This window comes from Paenibacillus sp. FSL R5-0517 (genome assembly GCF_037974355.1).
Taxonomy (GTDB): Bacteria; Bacillota; Bacilli; order Paenibacillales; family Paenibacillaceae; genus Paenibacillus.
This window is the reverse complement of record NZ_CP150235.1, coordinates 1,232,977-1,252,922: the sequence shown is the minus strand read 5'-3', so window position 1 is coordinate 1,252,922 and position 19,946 is coordinate 1,232,977. Positions and strand designations below refer to the sequence as shown.

At 47.4% G+C, this 19,946-nt stretch carries 15 protein-coding genes; 5 read left to right on the top strand and 10 right to left on the bottom strand.

The genetic code is table 11. The features are described 5' to 3' along the window. Window positions 1-85: 85 nt before the first annotated feature. Window positions 86-1,873, top strand: coding sequence for an ABC transporter ATP-binding protein (locus MKX40_RS05470; protein ID WP_339240030.1), 1,788 nt, complete (start codon window positions 86-88; stop codon window positions 1,871-1,873). Further along, window positions 1,866-3,698: an ABC transporter ATP-binding protein gene (locus tag MKX40_RS05465; protein ID WP_339240028.1), complete on the top strand. Its 1,833-nt coding sequence runs from the start codon at window positions 1,866-1,868 to the stop codon at window positions 3,696-3,698. The genes MKX40_RS05470 and MKX40_RS05465 overlap by 8 nt, the downstream gene beginning before the upstream one ends. 367 nt (window positions 3,699-4,065) lie before the next feature. Here the strand turns inward: MKX40_RS05465 and MKX40_RS05460 are convergent, their stop codons facing one another. Beyond that, window positions 4,066-5,637: an ATP-binding protein gene (locus MKX40_RS05460; protein WP_339240026.1), complete on the bottom strand. Its 1,572-nt coding sequence runs from the start codon at window positions 5,635-5,637 to the stop codon at window positions 4,066-4,068. Window positions 5,638-5,895: 258 nt separating this feature from the next. On the opposite strand from MKX40_RS05460, the gene MKX40_RS05455 reads away from it, so the two are divergent. Continuing rightward, a complete protein-coding gene (locus MKX40_RS05455; RefSeq protein WP_339240023.1) occupies window positions 5,896-6,231 on the top strand; it encodes a hypothetical protein in 336 nt (111 codons plus the stop codon). 237 nt (window positions 6,232-6,468) lie between these two features. Here MKX40_RS05455 and mglC read toward each other — a convergent pair whose 3' ends face one another. The 7 genes from mglC to MKX40_RS05420 all read right to left on the bottom strand — a co-directional run bounded on the left by mglC (window position 6,469) and on the right by MKX40_RS05420 (window position 16,254). Then, window positions 6,469-7,488: a galactose/methyl galactoside ABC transporter permease MglC gene (mglC, locus tag MKX40_RS05450; protein ID WP_076214373.1), complete on the bottom strand. Its 1,020-nt coding sequence runs from the start codon at window positions 7,486-7,488 to the stop codon at window positions 6,469-6,471. Between the two features lie 15 nt (window positions 7,489-7,503). Next, window positions 7,504-9,009, bottom strand: a complete 1,506-nt coding sequence (locus MKX40_RS05445) for a sugar ABC transporter ATP-binding protein (RefSeq protein ID WP_339240022.1) — start codon at window positions 9,007-9,009, stop codon at window positions 7,504-7,506. 74 nt (window positions 9,010-9,083) lie between these two features. Next, window positions 9,084-10,145, bottom strand: coding sequence for a galactose ABC transporter substrate-binding protein (locus MKX40_RS05440; RefSeq protein WP_339240021.1), 1,062 nt, complete (start codon window positions 10,143-10,145; stop codon window positions 9,084-9,086). Between the two features lie 163 nt (window positions 10,146-10,308). Next, window positions 10,309-11,481, bottom strand: coding sequence for a substrate-binding domain-containing protein (locus MKX40_RS05435; RefSeq protein WP_339240020.1), 1,173 nt, complete (start codon window positions 11,479-11,481; stop codon window positions 10,309-10,311). Further along, a complete protein-coding gene (locus MKX40_RS05430; RefSeq protein WP_339240019.1) occupies window positions 11,459-13,255 on the bottom strand; it encodes a sensor histidine kinase in 1,797 nt (598 codons plus the stop codon). The genes MKX40_RS05435 and MKX40_RS05430 overlap by 23 nt, the downstream gene beginning before the upstream one ends. Before the next feature lie 26 nt (window positions 13,256-13,281). Beyond that, window positions 13,282-15,015 carry a response regulator gene (locus tag MKX40_RS05425; protein ID WP_339240017.1) on the bottom strand — a complete coding sequence of 578 codons (1,734 nt, stop codon included), beginning with the start codon at window positions 15,013-15,015 and terminating at the stop codon, window positions 13,282-13,284. A 348-nt stretch (window positions 15,016-15,363) separates the two neighbouring features. Next, the gene (locus MKX40_RS05420) at window positions 15,364-16,254 is read right to left on the bottom strand and encodes a tyrosine-type recombinase/integrase (protein WP_339240016.1); all 891 of its coding nucleotides are present in this window, start codon (window positions 16,252-16,254) and stop codon (window positions 15,364-15,366) included. A gap of 169 nt (window positions 16,255-16,423) precedes the next feature. On the opposite strand from MKX40_RS05420, the gene MKX40_RS05415 reads away from it, so the two are divergent. Further along, window positions 16,424-16,624, top strand: coding sequence for a cold-shock protein (locus MKX40_RS05415; protein ID WP_017690333.1), 201 nt, complete (start codon window positions 16,424-16,426; stop codon window positions 16,622-16,624). 100 nt (window positions 16,625-16,724) lie between these two features. Next, entirely contained in the window at window positions 16,725-16,997 is a 273-nt protein-coding gene (locus MKX40_RS05410; RefSeq protein ID WP_169480336.1) for an HU family DNA-binding protein, read from the top strand. A gap of 296 nt (window positions 16,998-17,293) precedes the next feature. Here MKX40_RS05410 and MKX40_RS05405 read toward each other — a convergent pair whose 3' ends face one another. After that, complete coding sequence (locus MKX40_RS05405) at window positions 17,294-17,938, bottom strand: Vat family streptogramin A O-acetyltransferase (RefSeq protein ID WP_339240015.1); 645 nt, start codon at window positions 17,936-17,938, stop codon at window positions 17,294-17,296. Window positions 17,939-17,973: 35 nt separating this feature from the next. Next, window positions 17,974-19,662 (bottom strand): methyl-accepting chemotaxis protein, encoded by a 1,689-nt coding sequence (locus tag MKX40_RS05400; RefSeq protein ID WP_339240013.1) that lies wholly within the window; start codon window positions 19,660-19,662, stop codon window positions 17,974-17,976. Window positions 19,663-19,946 lie beyond the last annotated feature (284 nt).

Below are 19,946 nucleotides of genomic sequence, written 5' to 3'. Positions count from 1 at the left end.
ATATCGCTAATAACAACTGGCTTGAAGCAACTAAAGATTGATGAAATTGATTTACTTATGCAATTAAAACCGAGGTGATTTCCTATTGTGGACGTTAAAACGATTCTTGACACCGTATAAGTCAGCGGCGATCATCGCCCCGCTACTCATGGTACTTGAGGTAACCATGGATCTGCTCCAGCCTAAGCTGATGTCCAGCATCGTGGATGATGGTGTACTTGCAGGAAATCTGTCCCATATCGTAACTACAGGTCTGATCATGTTACTTGTTGCGTTAATCGGCTGGGTTGGCGGCGCAGGCTGCACACTCTATTCAAGCAAAGCTGCCGTAGGATACGGCACGAACCTGCGTCAGGAACTGTTTGATCATATTCAGACCTTCTCCTTCCGTAATCTGGATACGTTTCAGGAAGGATCTCTGATTACTCGTCTGACCAGTGATATTACACAGATGCAAACTTTTGTACAGATGCTGCTGCGGATGTTCATCCGTTCGCCGATGCTGATCATCGGTAGTATCATCATGGCATTTACGATTAGTGTGAAGCTGGCTTTGATTCTTATTGCCACTGTGCCGGTACTGTTTATTATTTTATTTATTCTGATAAAAGCTTCCTATCCGCTGTTCGCCAGTGTTCAGAGCAAGCTTGATCAGGTCAACGCCGTGCTCCAGGAGAATCTTGCCGGCATCCGTGTCGTCAAGGCGTTTGCACGTGCACGTCTGGAGAAAAAGCGGTTCAAGCAATCCAACGAAGATTATACTTCAACCGCCCTCAAAGCCTGGCGTATAGTCACGCTGAATGCACCCGTGCTCAGCTTGATGCTGAACGCTACCATTGTAGCGGTGCTGTGGTTCGGAGGTTTCCAGGTAGTTGGAGGCGATATTGCTGCCGGAGATCTGATTGCTTTTATCAACTATGTCACGGTTGTACTCTCATCCCTCACGTCGATCGGCATGATGATGATGAGTTTCTCCCGAGCCAAGGTATCTGCCGCCCGGATCAACGAGGTGTTACATACACAGCCGGATATTCAATCAGGAAGCGATAACTCCAGGATTGTACAGTCACTTCCGTCTACCCGTGACCACCAGAGATCATCCCGTCCATCTCCTGTCGTGTCGCGCACAGCTGGTCAAGTGGAGTTCAGGGACGTGTCTTTCCGTTATGACGGAGACCATGCACTCTCTGGCATTAACCTGATCGCTCGCCCGGGTGAGAAAGTGGCCCTGATCGGTTCCACAGGTTCAGGCAAAACATCGCTGGTGCAGCTGATTCCCCGTCTGTATGATGCTTCGCAGGGTGAAGTGCTCGTGAATGGAGTGAACGTACGCAACTGGGATCTTCAGGATCTTCGTAGCCGTGTGTCCATTGTGCTCCAGGAATCCATTCTGTTCAGCGGCAGCATCCGGGATAACATTTGCTTCGGCCGGCCCGGTGCAACAGATACTGAATTGCGTGCTGCGGCACAAGCTGCGGCTGCGGATGATTTTATTATGAAACTGAAAGATGGGTATGACACGGAACTGGGTCAGCGCGGGGTCAATCTGTCCGGTGGGCAGAAACAACGTATATCCATTGCACGTGCCCTGCTCATGCGACCGGAAGTGCTGATTCTGGATGATAGCACCAGTGCTGTGGATTTGCGTACGGAAGCAAGTATTCAGAAGGCTTTGCAGTCCCTAATGAAAAACAGCACCACCTTTTTGATTGCACAGCGGATCTCCTCCGTGAAGGATGCAGACTGTATATATGTTATTGATGAAGGACAGATCGTTGCCAGCGGCACACATGATGACCTTATGGCTCATTCATCCCACTACCAAGCCATCTATTATTCGCAGCAACGGAAGGAGGATGTTCAATTTGGCTAAACCTGCCTCTTCCTCCATACAACAAACGGTCGTGCCTCCCATCGGAAGACCCGGACCAGCGGGCAGAGGACCTGTTCCCAAAGTCAGAGCTAAAAATGCTCGCCACGCCTTAATCCGGGTATGGTCATACATGGGACGTCATCGCAAAGGAGTTATTGCTGCATTGGTGCTGACCGCTCTCGGAACACTGCTCAATCTGGCGGGACCTTATCTTCTCGGCCGTGCCGTTAATGAACATATCGTTCCCAAATTAACAGCGGGTTTGCTGAAAGAATGTCTCCTCTTGCTGAGTGTTTATGTCCTTGGCTCACTCCTGATGTGGGCTCAATCCTATGTCATGATTGGTGTGTCCCAACTGACCGTTAAAGATCTGCGTCATGCGTTGTTCTCCCGACTGCAAGAGCTGCCTGTCAGCTTTTTTGATAAAAATCAAAGCGGGGATCTGATGAGCCGGGCCACCAATGATATTGACAACGTATCTACAACGCTGAATCAAAGCGTAACCCAGTTGATGTCCAGCGCCATCCTGCTCGTTGGCTCTTTGTCGATCATGTTCGCACTTGATGTTCGGCTTACCCTGCTCAGTCTGGTGACGGTACCCTTAATTACCATCGCCACTCGTCTGATCGCGTCAAGAACACGCAAACATTTCACCGCCCAGCAAAAATTGCTCGGTGAACTGAATGGGTATGCTCAGGAAACCATTGCTGGACAGAAAGTCGTAGCGGCTTATAACCGTCAGGATCAGGCACATCAACATTTTCAGAACCTGAACGAGAAACTTCGTACATCCAGCACCCAGGCCCAGACTGTTTCGGGTTTGGTTGGGCCTACGATGAACGTGATGAACAATATTGGTTTTGCCATACTGGCTTCTGTAGGTGGATGGATGGCTTATCATGATCTGACGTCCATCGGACTAATTGTCAGTTTTCTCGCATACTCCCGCCAGATTGAGCGACCGCTGAGCGATCTGGCCAATCAGTACAATCTGATTCAGGCTGCCATTGCGGGTGCTGAACGTGTGTTTCACATCATGGATACGCCTGGCGAATATGTGGAGGAACAGAAGAAACAACTGGATCAGATTCAAGGTAAAGTTGTATTTGAGGATGTGTCCTTCGGGTACAGTGCGGAACGAGACATTCTGAAGAAGGTCAGTTTTACTGCAAACCCTGGCGAGATGATTGCACTTGTTGGACCCACCGGCGCAGGTAAAACGACTATCATCAACCTGTTACCCCGTTTCTACGAGATTACAGGCGGACGGATTACCATCGATGGATGTGACATCTCGGAACTGGAGAAGGATCAACTCCGTCGGCAGCTCGGCATTGTACTTCAGGATGCCTACCTGTTCTCGGGTACCATTCGTGACAATCTCGCCTATGGCAAGCCGGATGCAACGGATGAACAGATCAGGCAAGCGGCTATGCTGGCGAATGCACATTCGTTCATCAGCAAACTGTCACAGGGCTACGATACCCCCATCATTTCCGGGGGAAGCAATCTAAGCCAAGGACAACGACAGCTGCTGACCATTGCCCGGGCAATTCTGGCTGATCCGGCCATTCTTATTCTGGATGAAGCAACAAGCAGCATTGATACGCGTACTGAGATGAAGATCCAGGAAGCGATGCGGACGTTAATGAAGGACCGTACCAGCTTTGTCATCGCCCACAGACTGAGCACGATTCGTGAAGCTGACCAGATTCTCGTCATTGATGATGGACAGATCGCTGAACGCGGAAGCCATGACGAATTGATGCTGCAACAGGGATTTTACTATCAGTTACATCAGGGACAGCTAAATAAGTCGAACTAAAGCGTGTGGGGCGAGCTCTAACGAATCTGAGGCGTCTTATTCAAGCTTTTGAAGCTCCTTCAGAAATCTAAGGAACCAGAGCCACGTTATATCCGAGTAAACAGGCGTTTTCAGCGTTTTTTTCATGTTTTTTTGGGAAATAACGTGTCTGAAGTTTCTTACAAATTAAAGTAAGGACCTGAGGGCCAAATAAGACGTCCTATGTTCCTTAGAAATTAGCTAAAATGATCTGAACCGATGTGTTTTGTGCACAATAGTTTATTCGAAATACAAGACGCCGCATGGGGTTCTTCAATCCCAATGCGGCGTTTTTTTGTTTTTTTTAAATGAAAGCATGCTGCTACTATCCCTATATTTGATATACGCATTACGTCTCCATTGGCAGATGAAGCGTGAAGGTTGAACCAACCCCCATTTCGCTATGGACAGTGATTTTGCCATTGTGGTCCTGAACGATTTTCTGGCAGAGTGCAAGTCCCAGTCCCGTCCCTTCTTCTTTGGTTGTATAAAAGGGATTAAAGATTGTGGATAGCGAATTTTCCGGAATGCCGCTTCCTGTATCTGTAATGGAAATGAGTACAGCGTCTCCTTCCTGTAACAAATCCATATGAACCTCGCCAGGGTCTGTCATTGCTTCAAAGGCGTTACGAATCAGATTGATTAATACCTGCACAATCTTATCCCGATCCATGTTGATTACGACTGGCTCATTCGACATTTCAAGTGTAATTCGATGTCCACGGGATGCCGCATCTGACTCAGTCAAAGACATCACCCGCTCAAGGCAGTGGCCCAATTGTTCCGGCTTCATATGATTGGCATGAGGTTTCGAAAACTGTAAAAATTCGGCCGTCAGATCGGTCACTCTCGTCACCTCACCCATGATCACTTCATACCATGGTGCGATATTAAATGCTTGTCCACGTGACAGCTGCAGGAATCCTCGAATCGCGGTAAGCGGGTTCCGAATTTCATGAGCCATCCCCGCGGCCAGTTCACCTACGGCCCTTAGCCTTTCGGAACGAAATACTTCTTCTTCATTTTTCAGCCATTTGCTGCGCTGTTGTTGAAGCAGTCTATCCTCGGCCACCGTCATAAAGTGCTGCAACGAATTCGACATTTCCGGGTACAGGGAGATACTATAGCTTACTTGGAGTCCTTGCAGCTGAACGGACAACAATGACGACATTCGTTCTTCCACATCCTGGATCTCCGGCAAAACGACCGCGAATCGATCTCCTGCATACCGGGATATGCCATAGGCCTCGGTGAAATGATTGCTTATCATCTGGCCTGTGCCTGTGATTACCGTACACCAAGGATCTTCTGAAGCTTTTTTATAACCGCTAAAGTTATTAACGTTCAAAAGGATAAGCAAAAAAAAGCGATGTTCTTCTACTGCCTTATTTAGCATCTCCATGTACCCTTCGTAATTCAGCAGTCCGGTCAGCGGATCATGGAGGGTGAGGAACCGATTTTTTTCCCGAAGTCTGCGCTTCTCAGTCTCACTGTTAACCAAGGTATGATATAAAAATATAATGACAATAGAGGTTAACAAATCAAACATGGATACCAGCAATGCATATGCATCTATAGGCACATAGGAAAGGCGAATCACCGTATATTCCAGCATTAACAGCAGTGAAATGGGCAAGGTCTGCGCTACACGCTGTTTGCCCTGAATCATGGAAAGGATGAGCATATAATACAACATGTTGCACCAGTTCAGCTCACTGAAATAATGGAATGTTCCGAGAAAAATCCATTGAAATTTCCTAAGTACAGGATATCTTCTCTCCCCAAAAATACTTGCTACCAATAAAGTCCCCGAAAGCAACATGATTGCCAAATGAGGGGTAAGCCTTAGAACATAAGAGGACAGAATGACAAGCAAACAGCCCAGTGGGAAAATTACCATTTTCATCGTGTAACTTAGCAAATAGCCTCGCCCCCTTTGACATAAAACTCACATCAAACAACTTATGTACATGTATTATATCGATTATGAATAGCTGATGTTGTCGATTAATGGAGGCTGGTCAAATTCACATGAATGTATAATTTATGAAGGCAATAGGACATATGATGTAATTGTAATCGACAAAAGTGAAACAATTCCTCTAAGCATGGTTAGTATTGTGTTACAATACATTAATGGATTAATTTAGGATAAATTCTTGGTTATGGAGGATGTCACATGACAACACAACGCAAACCACTGGGCTTCGGGACGCTGTCTCTGCTCGTCCTGACGATGGGCCTTGCCTTTAACTTTCCATGGGGCAAAGCCGATTTTATGATCAGTCATTACCTTTTCAACTTAATAAACATACCTATTTATAGCAATGGAACTCAAGGACTTCACATACCATTTGTAGTAGCAGCCCTCTTCTGGATTCCAGCCTTCCTGATCGCCAAAAAATATCGTGCGCATTATGGCACAAGTGTTGCCCGTAATGTGGCCGCATTTATGCTGGTATTTTGTATTATTAGTCCTATAATTACTGTCGTAGATTGGTTTGTAAATGCATAACGCTTAAAGCCAGCTCTCTATATCCCGAGAGCTGGCTTTTTTGCTGCTTTACCATATAAGATGAACAAATTGTTTACACGATAACGTAGAGGACAGAAATAACCTGAAGAAGCGGAGCGTGCGCCTTTATCCCCGGATTTTCACTTCTTTAGAAGGGAATCAAAAAATCTGGGGATAACAGCGATCAGAAGGTTGTTCTGTCATCGGAGTGACTGGTGTAACCTTTTCACGTTAATCTTATTTCTTCGCCATATACTTACGGATGTCAAAAGCCACCGCAGCAACAATGATCAATCCTTTGATAATCAATTGCCAGTACGGACTCACACCGATAAACGTCAGACCATAGTTAATGACCCCGAAGATCAGCACACCCGCCATAACTCCAGGTACCGTTCCAATACCACCCGCTGTCGATACGCCACCTACCACACATGCGGCAATCGCATCCAGCTCATACATATTACCGTAATTGTTTGTTGCTCCACCCGTTCGGGCTGCCTCGAGCACGCCACCCAGGCCATATAATGCCCCTGCAATCGCATACAAGGCAACCAGGTTGCGGGCCACATGAATCCCGGATACATGTGCTGCCTGAATGTTACCGCCGATCGCGTACATATTTTTGCCGAGACGTGTTTTGTTAAAGATCACCCAGCAGATTAAAGCCACCGCAATAGCGATAAGGACAATATACGGGATGGAATAACCCCCGCCCAGATCAATGTATCCAGAGCCAATGACGGTAAAATCAGGTCTTAATCCTCCGATCGGCTGTGACTGATTGGGTTCCGTATCAAAATAGATGGAGTTCAGTCCATACACGGCAACCATTGTACCCAGCGTTGCGATAAAAGGGGGCACATGTAATTTAGCGACAATCAGTCCATTGACCAAACCCACGAATAGACCTGCGGTGATTCCAACCAGAATCGGCAACAACACCGGCAAATGGGGCAGATCGGGGAAGAAGCGGTTCGCATACTCATCAATTTGCAGCATCGATGCCGATACAACAGCCGTCAGACCAACCACCCTTCCCGCGGACAGATCAACCCCACCCGTGACGAGGATAAAGGCTGCACCGAGTGCAATAATGGCCCGTGTGGAGGATTGCTGTAAGATGTCCCGCAGTGTAGAGAAGGCAAGAAAATTCGGATCGGCAATAGCTATACCAATGATGAGCAGAATCAATACGATAAAGATAGCGCGTTGTGTTACATAATTTTTCACTTGATTGATCATCTGTGTGTTCATCTGTTTCCCTCCTGACTAAGCCATCCGCTGCTGAGCGGCCAGCCTCATAATATCCTGCTCTGTTGCCTCGGCTCCGTCCACGATTCCGGTTAGACGCCCTTCACTCATCACCATAATGCGATCCGACATACCCAGCAGTTCAGGCATCTCCGAACTAATCATAATAATGCTTTTGCCCTGACGAGCCAGTTCCGTAATAATGGTGTAAATCTCGAACTTGGCCCCTACATCGATTCCACGTGTCGGTTCATCCAGCAACAGAATCTCCGGATCAGTCAGCAACCAGCGGGCCAACAGAACTTTCTGTTGATTACCGCCCGACAGGTTTCGAATCAGCGTGTTAACTGAAGGCGTTTTGGTTCTGAACTTCTGCGTCTGTTCCCGTGCTTCTTCCCGTCCCTTTTTCTCATCCAGCAAGCCCACGCGATTGCGGTAGCGCCCCAGACTGGCAATGATCGTATTCTCATACACCGACAACACGGGGAATATTCCTGTAACCCTTCGTTCTTCCGTGAGCAACGCGATATTATGACGTTTCGCTGCTGCGGGGGAATTAATCTTCACCTTGCGCCCATGAATCGAAATCGTACCTGAAGCGAGTCCGCGCAGTCCGAACAAGGATTCCATCAGTTCTGTCCGCTGTGCTCCAACCAAGCCGCCAATACCGAGCACTTCACCTTTTCGCAGCTCAAAGGATACATCACAAAACGATTTGGACTGGTTGGATGTCAGACCCTCGGCCTTTAATATCACTTCACCAGGTACGTTGGTGCGTTCCGGGAAACGTTCATCCAGATCACGACCCACCATGCGTGTAATAATCAGATCTGTCGTTAAATCCGCAGCATCCCAAGTCCCGACAACGAAGCCATCACGCATGATTGTCACTTCATCCGAGATCGTCAGGATCTCCTCCATCTTGTGGGAAATGTAGATAATGGACACCCCCCGACTGCGTAGTTCATTAATAATGGCGAAGAGTTGCTCCACTTCCTTGCCTGTCAGGGAAGAGGTGGGTTCATCCATGACAATAACTTTGGAATTGAATGAGACCGCCTTGGCGATTTCCATCGATTGAATCTTGGAGACAGACAATGTTCCCGCTTGAGCCTTCGGATCAATATCCAGATTCAGGTCCTTAAACAGAGCCAGTGTATCGGAATACATCCGTTTCTCGTCCACCAGTATTCCCTTCATCGGAAAACGCCCCAGCCAGATATTCTCCATCACCGGGCGATGCGGGACCGGATTCAGCTCCTGATGAATCATGGATATGCCTTGCTGAAGTGCCGCCTTGGAATTCGGAATATCCACATCATTTCCTTCGATGCGTATCGTTCCTTCATCCGGATGATACATCCCGAACAGACATTTCATTAGTGTGGATTTGCCCGCTCCATTCTCTCCCATCAAGGCATGAACCGTACCGGGCTTCAGTTTCAATGTAACCTGACTTAGTGCCTGCACACCCGGAAATGCTTTCGAGACTCCATTCATCTCCAGCAGGTAAGGTGACTCCATCTTGGTTCCTCCCTTCCATATGACCAGCAAAAAAGGGACGTTACCCGAATGTCGGACGTCCCTGTCTCGTGCTGTTATTGGGCGTCGGCAATGTTGTCTTTGGTAATCTTTTTGTATGCAATCCAGACGTATTTACCATCGGTAATATCGTATTTGGTATTTTCCTTCGTTGGTGTCTCACCTTTGGCAAGTACGGAAGCCAGTGCCACCGTGGCTGCACCCTGATTCTTGGCATCATTGAGCACCGTGCCCAGCATCGTTCCATCCTGTAGAGCCTGAATGGCTGGAGCTGTTGCATCTACACCTACAACCGGCATCGATTTGCCATCCTTGAAGTATCCGGCTGCTTTCAATGCCTCAATGGCACCCAAGGCCATGTCATCATTGTTCGCAAGAACGGCTTCAATCTTGTCGCCGTGGGATGCCAGGAAAGCTTGCATTTTCTCCTGACCCTTCACACGGTCCCACATGGCCGTGTCTTCCGCCAATGCTTCCACTTCGATACCGGCATCCTGGATGGCCTGAACCGAATATTTGGTCCGAAGCTCTGCATCCTGATGACCCGGTTCCCCTTTCAGCATGACGTATTGCAGTTTGCCATCGCCGTTTTTATCTGCTTCCGGATGTGCCTTCCAGTAGTCCACAATCAGCTGTCCAGAGATCGTACCGGACTCCTCCGCTTTTGCTCCTACGTAGTACACTTTATCCCACTTGTTCATATCTTCAGCCACGGGCTCACGGTTAAGGAAAACCACTGGAATGTTCGCTGCCTTAGCCTTGTCAATAATGACACCTGCTGCCGTCCGGTCCACCGGATTCACGGCCATGGCATTGTATTTCTTGGACACAAACAGATCGACCTTCTCGTTCTGGGTTGGCTGTGCATTCTGGCTATCCACAATATCCAGAGTCGCAAAACCTTCCGCTGCTGCGGTCATCGCATTACGTACCCCCGTCATGAATGTATCATCGAATTTGTAGATGGCGACACCAATCTTGGGCGTTTCCGTCCCGGCTGCTGTTTGGCCTCCTGTATCTGTTCCTGTACTTCCACCTGCGCTGTCTCCACCGCTACTGCAACCCGCCGCCACAACCATACATGCTGTAATCAACAGTGTCATCCATGTTTTCTTCATATCCTAATGACCTCCCCCAAGTTCATTCGGCTTAACCGATGTCTTTATTATGAAAGGGTTTACATTAAATTCGAATACAATATCTTCACCTGTTCTATCGAAATCTTCCTCAAGTTAAAAAACAGCTTAATTTTTCTCATTCACCATTCGTTCCAGCATCCGTTCATTGTACAAAAGGAAACAACAGCTTCTGGTTATCCATCCAGAACATATTGTCTGTACTAACCAGCTTCGTCTCAAGTAGAACTCTCGATTGCACCTGTTGATTGTTCAGCCGTGCAACGGCTTGATTCAATCCCAGATAACCTGCGCTATATCCATTCTGGACGATAAGATGATCAAAGACCCCTTCTTGCAATTGCTCCAGTTGCTGTTGTTCACTGCCGAATCCAACAATTCTTACTTTGTCTGCAGAGTTGCGTCGATTCAGTTCATCAGCTGCTCCCAATGAAGCCGGTTCCTGAAGAGTGATAAAGCCATCCACATCCTGCTGGTCCAGCAATTGCTTCGCAGTCTGCCAACATCCATCCCGTGTATTACATATCGATTTGGGTTCCACTTGAATATCAGGATACTGTACCAGGACTTCCATTACCCCCTGCTCTCTCTGAATCAGACCGGAATTAACGGGGTCTGGACCCAATAATGCTACACGCCCTCGCCCTTTCAGCAGCTCCGCCATGGCCTGGCCCGCCTGTCTCCCTGCCTCGACATTATCCATGGAGATGATACTGGTTACACCTTTCACGGGAAATTCATCGTTAAGCACAATGACAGGAACGATGGTTCCATCGGAATTTGATGTCTGTGCCTCCTGAATAATATTGCTAAGTGCCTTCTCACTCAGGGGATCAACCAATAGAGCTGATGCCCCCTGCTTCAGAGCCAATGCGGCTGCTTCAACCTGTGCCTGCTCTCGCACACTGCGAGACAACGTTTGGCTGTTCGGATTTGCCTGTTTGACCTTCATCTGACTTCGATCAGCGTCCAGAAGGGCAGGTGTGTACACATGACCCTCGGAAGGGTATGCTTCCACGGTAATCAGTTCCACCCCACTCTCTTTGGCAGCCGCTTCGGCACCAAGCCGGATGGCTTCCGCAAGTTCGCCAGTGCCTGCTGGTGTAATCAGTGCAATACGTGATGGTACTGCCGCAGCATCTGGACTCGAGAGGCCACAGGCACTGCTTATAAGCAGACAGAAGCTTGCAACTGTCACAGTTAACAACCGACGTTTCCGAAATCCCGGGATGCTCGCAGCAACCTTTTTCCAATACGTACAAATATTCAATCCTTTAACTCTACGGGCATCGTTCCTATTCGCTTGTTTGTCCGTCATCAGGCTCGACCTCCTTCTGCTGCGATTGAATGGGAATTCGAATCCAGACCGTGGTGCCTTCTTCCAGCTCACTTGCAAATTCAAGACCATAACCCTCCCCGTAATAGAGCCGGATTCGGTCATGTACATTGCGTACCGCGACACCTGATCCTGCACCGCTTTTGACAACCGGACGGCCACTTAACAATCCCGACATCTGTTCTTCCGTCATGCCGACCCCATTATCTGTAATGCGAAACACCAGCTTGTTGTCCTCACAATAAACATCGACCTCAATACTTCCTTCGTCCATGTGGTACTCGATGCCATGAACAATGGCGTTCTCAATCAGGGGTTGAAGCACCAGCTTTAAGGTCAGGCATTCCAGGAGCGTCTCATCTGCCTGAATGTTAAAGTTGAATTTTCGCTTGAATCTCATCTGTTGAATCGTCAAATAATGCTGCGCATGCTCCAGCTCTTCCCTGACCGTGATAATCGTTTTACCTTGACTGAGACTGATGCGGAATAGGCGCGAAAGAGACGTGATCATCGTGATCACTTCCTCATTGCGGCTCATGCCGACCATGCGCACCACGGAATTCAGCGTATTATACAAAAAATGCGGATTGATCTGGGCCTGCAAGGCTTCCAGCTCCAGACGACGCTTCTGCTCCTGTTCATGAATGATCTCATCCATCAGGGTTCGGATTTTATTGACCATCAGGTTGAAGCGACGGGATAAACGTTCCACTTCAAGCGGTCCTTCGATAGGCAACTCCACGTTGAAATCCCCGCGCTCCACAGCCTTCATCTTGCGCTCCATTCGCCGGATCGGACGAGTCAGACTGGAGGAAAGAAAGAGCGATACGAGGATGACCAGCACGAGCACAACGACCAGTACACGAATGAGATATCCGTTCACTTCCTGACGTGTTGTCATAATTTCATCCAAATAGGCCACACCGACAATTTTCCATCCAATATTGGCAACTGACTTCACGGTATTCAGCCTTTTCTGTCCATCTGCCTCATCTTCGTAACTGCCTGAAGCCACCAATGCCTGTTCGATATTCTCACTTTTGAGTCCCATATACATCAATTGCTGCTGCGGATGGTACACAATATTGCCCGCACTCTCATCAATGATGTAGACGTATCCCCGTTGCCCCAGACTGACCCGGCGGCTCAATTCATCCATCTGTTTGAAATTGATATCGACCAGCAGGATAACCTGCCGATCCTGACCATTTTGCCGTATCGTTATGCCTTTGCTCATGGAAACGACCCATTTATATGGGCCTGTGTACATATTCTGAATATGAGGTAACGAGAAACTCAGGTGATCCGGCACACGAAGCGCAGACTGAAACCACCCTTGCTGTGTCACATGGGCACTCGGTTTTAATTCAGCTGTAGGTCGGTTCTTGAGCAATTGACCCGTGGAATCGAGCAGGGTAATCGAGATGATATCTTCACGACTGCTGAGCAATGTGTCGAGCTGTTTGTCCACCAACTCCCCTTCCCATGTCCCGTCACGCAGCATATGTTCCTCAATGGCACGGTACAGATGAGACATGCTGCGGACGTAATCCTCCAGGTTATAACTGACCTGATCCACAATCTGTCTCGTCGTCAGTTCCGCACTTCGCTCGGCAGCCTGCGTGAACTTGTCATGCAGAAGCATCGCCATGATGGTCAGCACCAGAACGATGAAGACGGAGAAGGACCACGTAATAATAAAACGGATACTGCTGACTCTGGACGAGCGCAGCCTGGAGCGAAATTGAATTCCCATGGAGTTCAACCACTTGGACCAGAACTTCATCGGATTGAACCTTCATGTGCTGCCTGGGAAGCCTGTTTACGATACTCTTTGGGCGAGACGCCAATATGTTTTTTGAAACAAAAACTGAAGTAGTTCGGTTCAGCAAAGCCAACCTGCTCCGCAATCTCAAACGACTTCAGCTCTGTCGAGCGAAGCAGTTCACGGGCTGCCTCCATCCGGATCTGCATCAGGTACTGCAGGAAGGTAAGCTGCACTTCTTTTTTGAAAATGCCACAAAAATAACCGGAGCTGATATGCAAATGTCCGCACACTTTCTGAATGGACAGATCCGGGTCGGCATAATGCTCTTTGGTGAAGACTAACGCCTGCTCAACAATATCCTTATATACATGCTGGCGACCACTGGCAATGCGATGTTGTACAAGTAGACAGACCTCCCGTACCTTCTTCTGTGCGTCAGTAAGACCCGGCAGTCGGAACAGATCAGCATACAATTGGAACCCTGCTCCAAAGATGTCCTCCATCTCTTCTCCGGATGCCTGCGCTGCCTTCCATACTGTTGTTAACACTTCAATCAGATAGAGCTGAATATCACTGCGCCCATGTTCCACTGTAATTTCCCGGAAAATGATCGCCAGTGCTTCCTCCAGTTCCACTTGTGTACCCGCCTTAAGACAACGTGTCAGCGTCTGCTGCTTCAACTCGTCGAACCGCAGCTTGCCCGCCGTCTGCCGCTCTACATCCGCGATATATATGATTGAATCCGTTCCGGGTACAAGCCGATAATCCAAGGCGAGCAGGGCATCTTCATAGGCCTGATTCACCTCCGCAAGTGTATCCACGATCTGACCAGATCCCACCGTAGCCGGGATACGCAAGTAGTGGTTGATGCTGCGCATCACATTTTCCAATGCCTTCTGTTGTCGCTTCGCGCCATCTGTACCGCCCAAGCGATCCACATAGAGCAGGACAATCGTCTCCTGATGCATAAAGGCATGACCAGCCCCGTGTTCCGCCCATACTTCTGCCGCAATGTTAAGTGCAGCAAAGCGTTTCAGTTCAGCATCTTCCGATTGACGCAATGAACCTCCGGGCACGAATAGCTCAGACTGATCCGCTTCCTCAGATGTTGATTGGTTATGCCGCGGCGGCAGCTCGTTGAATACTTCCTCAGGTTTGTCCTTCTGCACATCTCCTTCCATATGCAGTGTCAATACAGACACCCCGTAGCGTTTTCCTGCCAGATCCAAACCACATTGTTTGGCTTTACTATGAATATATGTCGAGGATTTCTGCCGATGGAGCAGGGTCGCCATCAGATCTGCTTGCAGTAATGGCAAGCTGGTATGATAGTGCTCACGCAGCTGCTGTACATCTTCACGCTCGGCCACTTCAGCGGCCATCTGGGCGCGCAGTCTTGTGAGCAGTTCGGTGAGATGTCCTGCCGAGAACGGCTTCAACAGATATTCATCCACACTTAACGAGATGGCTTGCCTCGCATAATCAAATTCATCATATCCAGTTAAGATGACCACCTTCACAAGTGGATTACGCTTCCTCAATCTTTGCGCGAGTTCCAGACCATTCATGAAGGGCATGCTGATATCGGTCACCACAATATCCGGCTCCACCCGCTCCGCCATCTCCAAAGCTTCTCGCCCATTCTCAGCCAAACCGACAATCCGCAGATCGAGCGCTTCCCAATCGACCTCTACAACAAGTCCTTCCCGCACATCTTCTTCATCATCCACCAGCAGTACCCGGTACACGTTCGGATTCCTCCTTTTTATAATGGGCTGTATGCCCTAACAACTGATATATGTGTGATATTGTGAATCATTGGATTTCTTATTTCTCACCGAATTTATGCCAAATGCTAAGGAATCATGTTGATCAGATCCAAGGTTGCCATCATAATATACAATATTATTAGGGATATGTAATCGCTTTCTTAAATAGAGGTAAGGCAACCCTGTCGGGCAGTGCCTAAGTGAAATGTGAAGGAGAGTATATGAATGCCAAGGTTAGGTTAAAGTAATACAAACACGGAAATTTCGAAGAACTTCTAATAAGAGGGGTTTAATTCTAAGTATCATATGGATTCTTTATTCATGTTTTCACCGCTGATTCGTACTTAATGCTTTGATATAAATCATTGTCGTATCTGGATTGGTGTGCCCCATCATCTCCGCCAAACGGTGCAGTGGCGTATGCTCTGCCATGGCGTAGCCAAAACGATGACGCAGATCATGTGAACTCAGTCCTTCCAGCCCTGCTGCAATCATTACTTTTTTAATCAGATGGCGTAGTGCTCTCTCCGTTAAACGATCGTTTGTCTTTTCCGAAGGAAAAAGGTACGTATGATCGGTAGCAAAATCAGATAAGTACTGATTCAATATTACAATACACTGCATATTCAAAGGGACCTTACGCTCCCGGTTGCGTTTATCGGCTCTCACTGTCAGGTAAGCACTTCGTCTACCAAGTTCAATATCACCAGGCGTGAGATTGCATACCTCCATCGTTCGCAAGCCTGTATGGAACATAAGGGTCAGGATAGTCCGATCACGAAGAGAGTTAACGTACTCCACTGCCGCGAGGAACGCTTCTTCTTCTTCGGATGTCATTCGGCGTGGACTGACTTTGTCTTCCGGAATGAATTTTAATGCTTTGGAAGGGTCATGATTGAGTCTGGATTCCAGGACTGCCCATTTGAAAAAACGCTTCAGCGTAATCAACCTGCGGTTAATGGTGGCTGGTTTCAATAGCATAACCTTGTGTGAATCTTCACGATAATGGACTAAAGTGGATGTATCTATGTCTTCAATTCTCAATGTAACCTTTTCCCCGAGCAGGGTGTTCTCCTTGTACCATTCGATAAAGTGCTTCAGATCACTTGCATATTCCTTCACGGTTTTGGGCTGTAATTCATCCTCATTGGCAAGCATATGAATGAATTCTTCTATCGTTGGCTCCCGCTGCACCGAAATCCCTGATGACTGATTCATTAGAAATTACCTCCAAATCTTGACTTATATTAGCGGACATGGTATTATAATATTAATCGATACATTAGCGGACATCAAGTCTGTGGTTTAAATGCACCAGGTGAGTGTCAATTTTTTAAATATACTCGTCATAATGATCGGCTAAAAACTTATTTTTTGGAGGAATCACATGCAAACAGGTACAGTGAAATGGTTCAACGCGGATAAAGGATTCGGCTTTATCGAAACTGAAGAAGGAACAGACGTATTCGTTCATTTCAGTGCAATTCAAGGTGAAGGTTACAAATCTTTGGACGAAGGTCAACGCGTTCAATTTGAAGTAACTCAAGGTAACCGTGGACCACAAGCTGAGAACGTTACTAAACTTTAATTATATGAAAGCTGCCTTATTAATAAGGCAGCTTTTTATTTACTCATAGGTTGTACAGCACAGAATTTCACACCCCAACAATGAAAGCGAGGTATTCCCCATGGATAAAGAACAATTGATCACAGAAGTAGCCAAGGCTGGCGGTTTCTCCAAGAAGAATGCTGAAAAGGCGGTAACCGTTGTACTGGACTCAATTCTGGAAGCTCTCAAAGAAGGTAAAGAAGTTCAACTGGTTGGATTCGGGAAATTTGAAGTACAGAAGCGTGAGGCAAGAACGGGAAGAAGTCGGAGAACAGGCAAAGAAATTCAACTACCTGCAGGTAAAGTTCCTGTATTCACAGCAGGCTTAAGCATGAAAGAAGCTTTAAATTAAACAACGCAACAACCCATTGAAAAGAGGTTTTTATTCAAACACACAATGATAATATGGATTTAAATGTCGTGTTTACTACCGTTGATGATATCATTAACTTTTATTCAGGCAAACAGACAAACACGGATCATGCAGAAACTCATACTCATTCAAAACCCCCACTAGCAAAGTCTGATTGTACTCTACGTCCCCCCATCCGCTAATCTAACATTTCATCTTGGACAACAAGAGGCCCTGATCCGCTCAAAACGGTCCAGGGCCTGATTTGCTTTGGTTAAATACACTTTCTACCTGCTCTACTTGCTGTTCAAAAGTCCGCGTAATATCTCTAGATCATATGTAGAGACAAGACGTTCCAGGTGCGTATCCAGCCACTCCTCATCCTGATCCCACCACTTCAATTCCAGCAGCAGTGCAATTGTTTCTTCATCAAAACGCTTTTTAACAGTTTTGGCTGGATTACCACCAACAATCGTATAGGGTTCGATATCCTTCACAACAGTTGAATTGGAGGCAACGATTGCCCCGTCTCCAATCGTGATACCAGGCATGATCGTCACATGGTGTCCAAGCCATACATCGTTCCCCAGTATCGTGTCACCCTTATATGGAAGCTGCTCAAGTGTAGGTGTCACGCGCTCCCATCCTCCACCGAAAATGTTAAAAGGATACGTCGTCATGCCCTCCATCCGATGATTCGCGCCATTCATAATGAATGTCACACCTTCCGCAATTGCACAGAACTTGCCAATAACCAGGCGATCACCAATAAAGTCATAATGATGTTGTATCCGGTCATAGAATTGCTCTGGCGGATTGCTGTTATCGCTATAATACGTATAATCACCGATGTCCACGTTGGAACGAGGCGGCAGGTTTTGAATGTAACATACGGTGCGGATATTCTCATTGGGGAAAAGTTTTGTTTTATCAGGGGCCATATTGAAGTCCCTCCTTTTCCCTATTGTAACAGATATTATATCTTAAACGGACGAAGTGAAGTCTGGAGTTCCGTCGACACATCAGACAAAATAGCCGCAGAAGCCTTGATCTGCTCTACCGACTTGAGCTGTTCATGAACAGATTCGGCAGCTTGCTGTGAATTGGTACTGGCCGTCTGCGCATGGCGAGCGATCTCATGTACGGAAGCCACAATCTGCTCCACGCCTGCGGACATCTCTTCACTCGTCGCAGCCATGTCCTCAATCTCTGTCGCCATACGCAAGTTCGTATCCCGGATCAGTCTGAAGTTTTGTTCCGTTTCCCGGGTCAAGCGCAGCCCTTCTTGCACTTCATCCTTCACTTTTGACATGGCCGATAGCGATTGCTGCATATCTTGTTCCATGGCTTTGACCAGTTCTTCAATACGATCTGAAGAGTCTCCCGCTTGTTCAGCCAGTTTACGAACCTCGGTAGATACCACGGCAAATCCTCTACCATGTTCCCCGGCTCTTGCCGCTTCAATGGATGCATTGAGGGCGAGCAGATTCGTTTGATTTGCAATCTCATGAATGGTGGAAACCATCTGGCTAATCTGTGCCGACTTCCCTTCCAGCATGCGAATGACTTCATCCGTTCTGGTAACGGAGGATTCAATCGTAGACATCTGCTGAACGGTACGTTGCACCGCTTCACCTCCGGTCTCTGCCTGGTTGCGTGAATACATAGCAGAGTCAGAAATGCTGGAGGCCTTGTCTGCCATACGTTGTACGCCTATAGCCACTTCTTCCATCGCCTGCAGATTTTCTTCCGTACTGACCGTCTGACGCTCGGCTCCCTGCGCGACTTGTTCAACAGAAGAGGCGATCTGTGCCGATTCATTACCCGTCTGATCCGCAATCTTGAGCAGCAATCCAGTCGAATGCTCTGCTTTCTCCGCAGCTTGAAGTCCACCCTGAATGATCATCTGCAGATTGCTTCTCATCTCATTGTATCCCGTGCCCAGCATGCCAATTTCATCTTGGACGTTATCGACTACAGGCTGTGTAAAATCACCTGTGCCCGCCCGCTTAATTGCCACGGATACCCGTTCGATTCGTACTCTCACCCTGCGAACGTACCACAGGATCAGGGTAATTGCGACCAACATTGCGAGCAGGAATACGATCAGGAATGTCTTGAGGAACGAGGAGATAATCACATCAATTAATGATTGAGAAGCACCAACATAGAAAATGCCGATAATCTCCCCGGATGCATTCTTGATGGGTTCATAGGCCGTTTGATATTTCTGACCCACAACCACGGCTTCACCGAAGTATTTTTCCCCTTGCTGCAAAACGATCTGGGCGACCTCTTCAGATACCTTCGTGCCAACAGCACGTTCCCCGTTTATCATAACATTCGTAGCGACACGTTCATCACCTCGGAAGATGGTCACCGTGTCCCCAGATGCTTGTCCAATCTCATCCACCAGTTCGAAGTTACCTTCCAGCGCGATATCTCCCTTGAATAATTGTCCGTCTTGAATGGCCCACTCTCCTGGATACTTATATGTAATGATACTATTCGCCATCTCCAAATCTCGCTTCGCCTTCTCTGTAGCGAATGTCGTAATCCCCTGTCTCATCTCCATGATTACACTTACCGCCACGGCTGAGGAGAAGACGATAAATATACTGATAACGATCAAACTGATTTTGGTACCGATGCTCATGCTTCGCATGTGTGTGAGCCACCCTTTTCCCTATGTAATTGTGGGGATATTCAAGCCGATTTCGAGTCTGTTTCGAATATCACTATAGTCATATCGGTAGGAGTATTCACATTTTTTATAATATTTCAGTGACTTTTATCACATTTATTTGAAATTAAAAATCAAAGTTTTTCCGCTTTCTCCGTAATTATGTGAGAATGATCTGCTGGTTGGAAATTAAATATCAATCTGGAACGATAAATTAGATATGTCTTCGCTCCTTTCTAATCTACAAAAGCAGAACAAAAAGGGAT

Bases quoted from the DNA above. Each gene is read 5' to 3' on its own strand.
- MKX40_RS05400 (WP_339240013.1), bottom strand. From the start codon at position 19,662: ATGCGAAGCATGAGCATCGGTACCAAAATCAGTTTGATCGTTATCAGT.
- MKX40_RS05440 (WP_339240021.1), bottom strand. From the start codon at position 10,145: ATGAAGAAAACATGGATGACACTGTTGATTACAGCATGTATGGTTGTG.
- MKX40_RS05415 (WP_017690333.1), top strand. From the start codon at position 16,424: ATGCAAACAGGTACAGTGAAATGGTTCAACGCGGATAAAGGATTCGGC.
- MKX40_RS05410 (WP_169480336.1), top strand. From the start codon at position 16,725: ATGGATAAAGAACAATTGATCACAGAAGTAGCCAAGGCTGGCGGTTTC.
- MKX40_RS05455 (WP_339240023.1), top strand. From the start codon at position 5,896: ATGACAACACAACGCAAACCACTGGGCTTCGGGACGCTGTCTCTGCTC.
- MKX40_RS05435 (WP_339240020.1), bottom strand. From the start codon at position 11,481: ATGACGGACAAACAAGCGAATAGGAACGATGCCCGTAGAGTTAAAGGA.
- MKX40_RS05405 (WP_339240015.1), bottom strand. From the start codon at position 17,938: ATGGCCCCTGATAAAACAAAACTTTTCCCCAATGAGAATATCCGCACC.
- MKX40_RS05430 (WP_339240019.1), bottom strand. From the start codon at position 13,255: ATGGGAATTCAATTTCGCTCCAGGCTGCGCTCGTCCAGAGTCAGCAGT.
- MKX40_RS05445 (WP_339240022.1), bottom strand. From the start codon at position 9,009: ATGGAGTCACCTTACCTGCTGGAGATGAATGGAGTCTCGAAAGCATTT.
- mglC (WP_076214373.1), bottom strand. From the start codon at position 7,488: ATGAACACACAGATGATCAATCAAGTGAAAAATTATGTAACACAACGC.
- MKX40_RS05420 (WP_339240016.1), bottom strand. From the start codon at position 16,254: ATGAATCAGTCATCAGGGATTTCGGTGCAGCGGGAGCCAACGATAGAA.